Annotated in this window: 11 protein-coding genes; 5 read left to right on the top strand and 6 right to left on the bottom strand. The window is 66.8% G+C overall.

Going from position 1 to position 6,405, the window contains the following annotated elements; all coding sequences use genetic code 11:
* Window positions 1-102 precede the first annotated feature (102 nt).
* Window positions 103-540: a sigma-70 family RNA polymerase sigma factor gene (locus ACJH7A_RS13055; protein ID WP_406802098.1), complete on the top strand. Its 438-nt coding sequence runs from the start codon at window positions 103-105 to the stop codon at window positions 538-540.
* On the opposite strand, the gene ACJH7A_RS13050 is transcribed toward ACJH7A_RS13055, so the two are convergent.
* From ACJH7A_RS13050 to ACJH7A_RS13040, 3 genes are all read right to left on the bottom strand, one after another.
* Entirely contained in the window at window positions 522-713 is a 192-nt protein-coding gene (locus ACJH7A_RS13050; protein ID WP_406802097.1) for a CDGSH iron-sulfur domain-containing protein, read from the bottom strand. The genes ACJH7A_RS13055 and ACJH7A_RS13050 overlap by 19 nt on opposite strands.
* Window positions 714-754: 41 nt before the next feature.
* Window positions 755-1,429, bottom strand: coding sequence for a methyltransferase (locus ACJH7A_RS13045; RefSeq protein WP_318984483.1), 675 nt, complete (start codon window positions 1,427-1,429; stop codon window positions 755-757).
* 124 nt (window positions 1,430-1,553) lie between these two features.
* On the bottom strand, window positions 1,554-2,318 hold the full coding sequence (locus ACJH7A_RS13040) for an endonuclease/exonuclease/phosphatase family protein (protein ID WP_318984623.1): 765 nt from the start codon (window positions 2,316-2,318) through the stop codon (window positions 1,554-1,556).
* A 55-nt stretch (window positions 2,319-2,373) separates the two neighbouring features.
* Here ACJH7A_RS13040 and ACJH7A_RS13035 point away from each other — a divergent pair, with 55 nt between their 5' ends.
* The 3 genes from ACJH7A_RS13035 (at window position 2,374) to ACJH7A_RS13025 (ending at window position 3,419) form a co-directional block, all read left to right on the top strand.
* Window positions 2,374-2,922, top strand: a complete 549-nt coding sequence (locus tag ACJH7A_RS13035; protein ID WP_406802096.1) for a hypothetical protein — start codon at window positions 2,374-2,376, stop codon at window positions 2,920-2,922.
* Between the two features lie 99 nt (window positions 2,923-3,021).
* Window positions 3,022-3,234: a hypothetical protein gene (locus ACJH7A_RS13030; protein WP_090562272.1), complete on the top strand. Its 213-nt coding sequence runs from the start codon at window positions 3,022-3,024 to the stop codon at window positions 3,232-3,234.
* Between the two features lie 29 nt (window positions 3,235-3,263).
* Complete coding sequence (locus ACJH7A_RS13025) at window positions 3,264-3,419, top strand: DUF6131 family protein (RefSeq protein WP_165605920.1); 156 nt, start codon at window positions 3,264-3,266, stop codon at window positions 3,417-3,419.
* A 28-nt stretch (window positions 3,420-3,447) separates the two neighbouring features.
* Here the strand turns inward: ACJH7A_RS13025 and ACJH7A_RS13020 are convergent, their stop codons facing one another.
* Genes ACJH7A_RS13020 through ACJH7A_RS13010 form a run of 3 tightly spaced genes read right to left on the bottom strand, consistent with a single transcriptional unit; the run spans window position 3,448 to window position 5,332 of the window.
* A complete protein-coding gene (locus ACJH7A_RS13020) occupies window positions 3,448-4,251 on the bottom strand; it encodes a DoxX family protein (protein ID WP_406774735.1) in 804 nt (267 codons plus the stop codon).
* A gap of 36 nt (window positions 4,252-4,287) precedes the next feature.
* Entirely contained in the window at window positions 4,288-5,124 is an 837-nt protein-coding gene (locus tag ACJH7A_RS13015) for an SDR family oxidoreductase (protein ID WP_406774734.1), read from the bottom strand.
* 1 nt (window position 5,125) lies between these two features.
* A complete protein-coding gene (locus ACJH7A_RS13010) occupies window positions 5,126-5,332 on the bottom strand; it encodes a hypothetical protein (RefSeq protein WP_318984487.1) in 207 nt (68 codons plus the stop codon).
* Window positions 5,333-5,411: 79 nt separating this feature from the next.
* On the opposite strand from ACJH7A_RS13010, the gene ACJH7A_RS13005 reads away from it, so the two are divergent.
* Window positions 5,412-6,392: a glycosyltransferase gene (locus tag ACJH7A_RS13005; protein WP_406774733.1), complete on the top strand. Its 981-nt coding sequence runs from the start codon at window positions 5,412-5,414 to the stop codon at window positions 6,390-6,392.
* Window positions 6,393-6,405: the final 13 nt, after the last annotated feature.

The raw sequence follows: 6,405 nt of genomic DNA, 5'->3' as shown, positions 1-6,405 counted from the left end.
CGGCACCGACACGGCCTGAACATCTCCGCCCACCTCAGCCCCGTCCCCGAATTCCCACCACCCCAGGGGACTTAGCCCTGGAAAGTTCACGTACCCAGGAGAATTCGCGATCGGCAGCACGATATTGCCTGTGCCACTGCGTATTTGACCAACGACCTGAGGCGAGCGCCGAGCATCGAGGAGCTCGCCGAGGAGCTGGAGATCGACCGTGACCAGGTGGTCGAGAGCATCGTGGCAGCCAAGGCGTATCAACCCCAGTCGCTGGACGTCAACGTCGTCGACGACGACTCGCGGGCGCAGGCGCTCGGTGACTCCCTTGGTGAGATGGATGCCGGATTCGACCGAGTGACGGATCGTGAATCGGTACGGTCCCTGCTGGCGGCGCTGCCTCGACGCGAGCAGAAAGTGCTGTATCTCCGGTACTTCGGTGCCATGACGCAGCGGCAGATCGCCGACTCGATCGGCGTTTCCCAGATGCATGTGTCACGGATACTGGACCGCACCCTGCGCGATCTGCGCGCTCAAGTGGGTTGCGCCTGATCGACGCCGGCCTTTCGGCCATCGGCGGCAGACCGGTTCTGCCGCCGATGGCTGGTGTCGCACCACGGATAGGTCTTGCTGCGTTGACAGCAACAGATCGCGACCATGAATCTGTCAGAGCAGACGCGGGTCCCGTCTTCGAGTTCGACCTGGACCGGCCCCTGGATCAGCATCGGGCCGCGGGGCACGATGCGCACGGTTCTGCGCGCGGGACTCATGGCTTCACCGCCTTGATCACAACCAGTTCCTCGGTACGCCGCCCGGGTGTCAGTCGACCGCAGTCCTCCAACCACCGTGCGCGAGCGGTCATCACCGGCCCGAATGGGATGGTCCGGCGCGCCACCACGTCAACCTGAAGGCCGCCGCCTCGCAAGGCGGCGACGCTGCTCGCGACATCGGCGAACTCGGAGTGGACGATGAGCGCTGCGCCGCCGCGCCTGAGCAGCGCGGGCGCCGCGGCGCAGAGCGGATCGAGGATGAGCCGGCCGTCGGGGCCGGCATTGAAAGACGTGGGCGGACCACCGGCGCCGACGATCACCGGTTCGCTCGCAGGCTCGGGCACATATGGCGGGTTGCACAGCACCAGGTCGAATGGCTCGAGCCCCAGTGCCGCCGACCAGGAACCGAGCCGCGCATCGATGCGGCAACCGGCGAGCCGTGCGTTGGCGCGGGCTGCCGCGATGGCGGCTTGCGACGTATCGAGGGCAACGACGCTGTCCGCTCCGGCGCCGGAGGCAGCAATCGCTGCCACCCCGCTGCCGGTACACAGGTCCGCGACGCGCATGCCCGCCGGGTGGCAGCAGCGGTGCATGGTTTCGATCAACAATCGCGAATCGTGTTGCGGCAGATAGACGTTTGCGCACTCAGGCGAGATTTCGGAGCTCAGCATTCGGGCTTCCTCTCTGGATCCAACCTCTCCGATATAACCGGGATGCGGCATGGGCAAACGCGTCAATTCGGTAACGCCGCATGACCTGGGCGGTTTTGATGCGGGCGGAAACGGGTAACACCCGTCAATGCCGGGTCACGGTGACAGCCAGCGGGCGGTGATCCGAGAGTTCCACCTCCGGGGTGGCATGTCGGAGCACGGCCAGCTGCCGGTCGTCGGTGAGAAGGTGGTCGAGCTGCTGGGCCGGTGCCTCAGCCGGAAACGTGTTGGCACAGGCCAGCGAACGCATGCCCGACCAGCGCTCGGCTGGTTCCGCCGCCATGTTCAGGTCGCCGGCGATGATGTGTGGTCCGGGCAGCGCGCGGACTGTGCGGGCCAGCTGCCGCAGTTGATGCCGATTCCAGCCGGGTACGAACGACAAGTGGGTCCCGGCGATCGTCATGGCGCCCAACGGCGTCTCGAGCCGGGCGAGCACGGCGGCGCGGGGCTCCTCGTGCACGATCATGACCCTGCCGGGCACCGGAAGGTACATCGGAAAGCGGGTCGGTATCCGGGGCAGCCGCAGCACCTGCCAGCTGGTCGCCGGATACCGCGAGAGCAGAGAGATGCCGTACGCCGCCGATTCGGGTTGTTCCTCACCGGTGGCGGCGATCCAGGTGGCGCCCGGCGTTCCCGTGATGGCGGCGACGAACCGGTGGGAGACGGCATTCATGACCTCAGCTGCGATGGCGGTCAGATCCGCCCGGCCGGAACGTGTTTGGTCGAAATCCACCTCCTGCAGCGCCAGGATGTCCGGGTCGAGGATGCTGATGCTGCGACGAAGCCGGTCGAGATGGACTCCGTCACCGACGGTGCGGCCGTGCAGGATGTTGAAGGTCGCGAGGCGCATCGAAGTCATGATGACCGGATACCCCCGAACGCCGGCTTTGATCGCACGGTCCGTCATGTGTCCTGAGCGCACCCAACTCCGAAATGCACTGCGCGCCGCCGCAAGTGCCTTCAAGGCGAACGGCCAGAGTTTCGCCCTTGCCGGCAGCTACGCGCTGTGGGTCCACGGCGCGCCGGAACCCGACCACGATGTCGACTTCGTCGTGCCCGAGCCGGACACCGAGGCGGCGGTGAAGATCCTGGGCCAGAACGGATTCGACATCGAGCGAACACCCGAGGACTGGCTGTTCAAAGCGTACTTCGATGGCGTTCTCGTCGATGTCCTGCACCGACTCAACGGCGTGCCTGTGGACTCCGCTCTGCTCGCCGGGGCCGTGGATCGCGAGGTACTGGCCATCTCGATGCCGGTCCTGACGCCCGATGCGGTGATCACCCAGAAGCTGCTGACGCTCAACGAACATCACTGTGACTTCGCTCCGCTGCTGCCGGCGGTGCGCGCGGTCCGTGAGCAACTCGACTGGCCACGGATTCGGGAGCTCGTGGCGGGAAACGACTTCGCCATGGCTTTTCTCGAGCTGGCGGTACGGCTTCGGCTGGACCGGTAAGCACCGGTCGCGGGTTCTTTTTCTTGCGCGTTAGTTTGCCATCACGCGCCCACGGGTACTTCTTTCCGTGAGACCAGAGAGGTCTGTCTAGGAGGAGCCATGTTGCGAGGAAGCGTGGGCGTCATCGTGGTGGTCTGGCTGTTGATCGGGGTGCTGGCGGCCTGGCAACGCGACTATTTCCGTGGCGGCGACACGAGCTGCGGCTCGGCAGGGCGTATCGCGCTGACCGTGGTCGCCGGGCCGTTGAACTACGCCGGGGTCAATCCGAAGGTGGTCGATTGCCGACTGCCGCAACCGAGTGCCATGCGGTGAACCGCATCTGAGAAAAGGAATCGATCATCATGATTGCTTTGGGAGTAGTCCTGCTCATCCTGGGCTTCGTCTTCAACGTGTATCTGCTGTGGGTCCTGGGCATCGTGCTCGTCGTGGTGGGCGCGATCTTCTGGCTCCTCGGGGCAGCCGGTCATGCCGTCGCCGGACGCCGGTACTGGTATTGACGTGACAAGAGGGGCGAAAGCCCGGGCCTCAGGCCCGGGCTTTCGCCTTCTTTGCGGTAGTGACTGCGGTGTCGGCCAATTCAGACGCACGCGCACTGGCTTTCCGGTACGCGGATTCCGCGTAGGGGGCGGCCTTTTCCAAGCCGTCTCCCACGCTGTCGGCCAACTCCGAGGCGCGGGCGCTGGCTTTCCGGTAGGCAGATTCCGCATACGGGGCAGCCTTCTCGAGCCCGCCTTCCAGCTTCTCGAGCGCGACGCCGGCGAGCTCACGGCCGTGCTCGAAGCCGGTTTGGACTCCGTGGCCCAGCTTTTCGCCCACTTCCGGCATGCGCGCGAGCGCAACTTCCGTCCTGGACGGCACCGTCGACGAGAGGGCCTCGGCCGCCCGTTTCGCGGCGCGCCGACCCCGCCAACCCAGCGACGGCTTTCCGGCGGTATCCGCGGAGGCGAGGATCAGACCGCCGAGCAGGCTCAGGTCGGCCAGGAAGCCCCGGCGTTTGGCGGCTTTCGCCTCGGGATCGTCCTCGGCCCAGAACATGTGGTTACCGAGGTTTGCGGGAATCACCGTTGCCGCGAGAACTGCCGAGGCCACGCGCGGAATGCGTCCGGTGGCCAGCAACAGCCCGCCGGCGACCTGAGCGGCCGCGGTCGCCTGCGCCACGGCGACGGCGTTGGAGGGCACATTGCGTGCGACGGGTTCCGGCATGTCCTTCAGTCCGTCGAGCGCCGGCTGTACGGCCTGGGCGCCGGAGTCGGTGTTCAACAGGGTTTCGACGCCCTGTCCGATGAACGCGGTGGCCAGAAGTGGACGGGCGATCCTACGAATGATCATGGGGCAGGGATTTCCCGTGCGGGACCGGCCCAAACATCATCCCGGCATCGTCTCGCCGCCGAGGGGCGCGAGCACTTCACCGCTGTAGTACGACGACAGTTGGTCGGCGGCGAAGAAGACGTACGACGGCGCGATCTCGTCCGGCTGGGCCGGCCGCCCCAACGGTGCGTGGGCACCGAAGGACTCGACCTTCTCCTGCGGCATGGTGGCCGGGATGAGCGGCGTCCAGACCGGCCCGGGGGCAACACAGTTCACGCGGATGCGGCGTTTCGCCAAAGACTGGGCCAGCGCGTAGGTGAACGCGATGACGGCTCCCTTGGTGGCCGAGTAGTCGATCAGCGACGCATTGCCGCGTAGCCCGTTCACCGACGCGGTGTTGATGATCGCGGCGCCGTCCGGGAGATGCGCCAGGGCGGACTTGGTCACCTGGAAGTAACTGTCGATGTTCACGGCGAACGTCCGCCGCCACTGCTCATCGGTGATGTCGGTGAGATCGTCCGTGGGTGCCTGATATGCGGCATTGTTGACGACGATGTCCAGCCCGCCGAGCTCGGCGAGGGTGCGCGCCACCACCTCTCGGCAATGGGCGGGCTCGCCGAGATCACCGGGGAACAGGGCGCACGTCCGTCCGGCCGCGCCCACGATGCTCGCGGTGTGCGCCGCGTCGTCGTGCTCCTCGAGGTAGGCGATGGCGATGTCCGCACCCTCCTTGGCGAACGCCGCCGCCACCGCGCGCCCGATACCGGAGTCGCCGCCGGTGATGAGGGCCCGGCGCCCTTTCAGGAGCCCGCGGCCGACGTACTGGCGCATCTCGTCATGCGGCTGTTCTGCCATGTCGGCGGTGTGCCCGGGATAGGGGATCGGTGTGTTCATCTCAGGCATCGCGTCCGAAATCGTCCTCGTCGGCATCAATTTCGACGTCCGCGGTCTGCTCCAACCAATCGTGTGCGGCGGCCTCCGGCGGCGGGTTGTCGCGGCCGGTGACCGCGGCCTCGTCGTCGAGGACCGGTTCTTGGACGTCACGCGACTGCTCGACGGCGTCTGCGTCGGGGACTGCGTCCGGGAACTGTTCTGGTGTCATGTCAGAGCGGATACCCGTCCCACGCGCCGGAAAACACTTCGGGTGTTTAAGTGCCGAACCCTCGGGTACCTCGGCCCGCATGACAGCAGACCGCGAGCGATCGGTGCTGGTGTGGCATGTGCACGGCGCCTGGATGGAGTCGTTCGTGGCCGGCCCGCACCGCTACCTCGTGCCTGTTGGGGCGGCGGCACCCGATCGTGACGCGCGTGGCTTGTGTGGCCGGAGTTGGCCACGAGCACAAGAGATTCCGCTCTCGGAACTGGCTGCTGCCGATGTCGACCTGGTGGTGTTGCAGCGGCCCGGGGAACTGGACGAAGCACAACGGTGGCTGCGGCGGCGTCCCGGAGTCGACGTGCCGGCCGTCTACGTCGAGCACAACGCGCCGCGCCCGAACGCGGTGGACAGTGTGCATCCGCTCGCCGACCGGCGGGACATCCCGCTGATCCATGTCACCGAATTCAACAGGCTGATGTGGGACAACGGAATTGCACCGACCAAGGTCATCGATCACGGCATCGCCGATCCCGGCCCGCTCTACACCGGTGACATCGCCGGGGCCGCGGCCATGATCAACGAGCCGCTACGCAGATGGCGCACGGTGGGCGCCGACCTGCTCGGCGAGTTGTCGCGAGCTGTTCCGATCGAGGTGTGGGGGATCGACACCAAGGAACTCAACCGCCGGCAGGCCGACCCGCGAGATCGGTTGCGGGGCAAAGGCGATGTCCCCGCTCCCGAGCTGTGGCGGCGAGTCGCGCGCCGCCGCGTGTATCTGCATACCGCGCGGTGGACATCGCTGGGACTGTCGTTGGTCGAGGCAATGTACCTCGGCATGCCGATCGTGGCGGTCGCCTCGACGATGGCACCGCTCGTGGTGCCGTCCCGGGCGGGCGTCGTCGGCGCCGATGTGAAGGTCCTGTCGCGAGGCCTGCAGGACTTCGTGAACGATCCCGCCGCGGCAGCGCTGGCGGGCAAGGCCGCCCGCGAGTTCGCTGCCGAACACTTCTCGCTGAACCGGTTCCTGTCGGACTGGAACCGCGTGATCGATGACGTCTGCCACTGACCGGAAGAGGGAA

It is taken from the genome of Mycobacterium sp. SMC-17 (assembly GCF_045310915.1).
Classification (GTDB): Bacteria; Actinomycetota; Actinomycetes; order Mycobacteriales; family Mycobacteriaceae; genus Mycobacterium.
The sequence above is the reverse complement of the archived record's forward strand: the minus strand, read 5'-3'. Positions and strand labels throughout refer to the sequence as shown.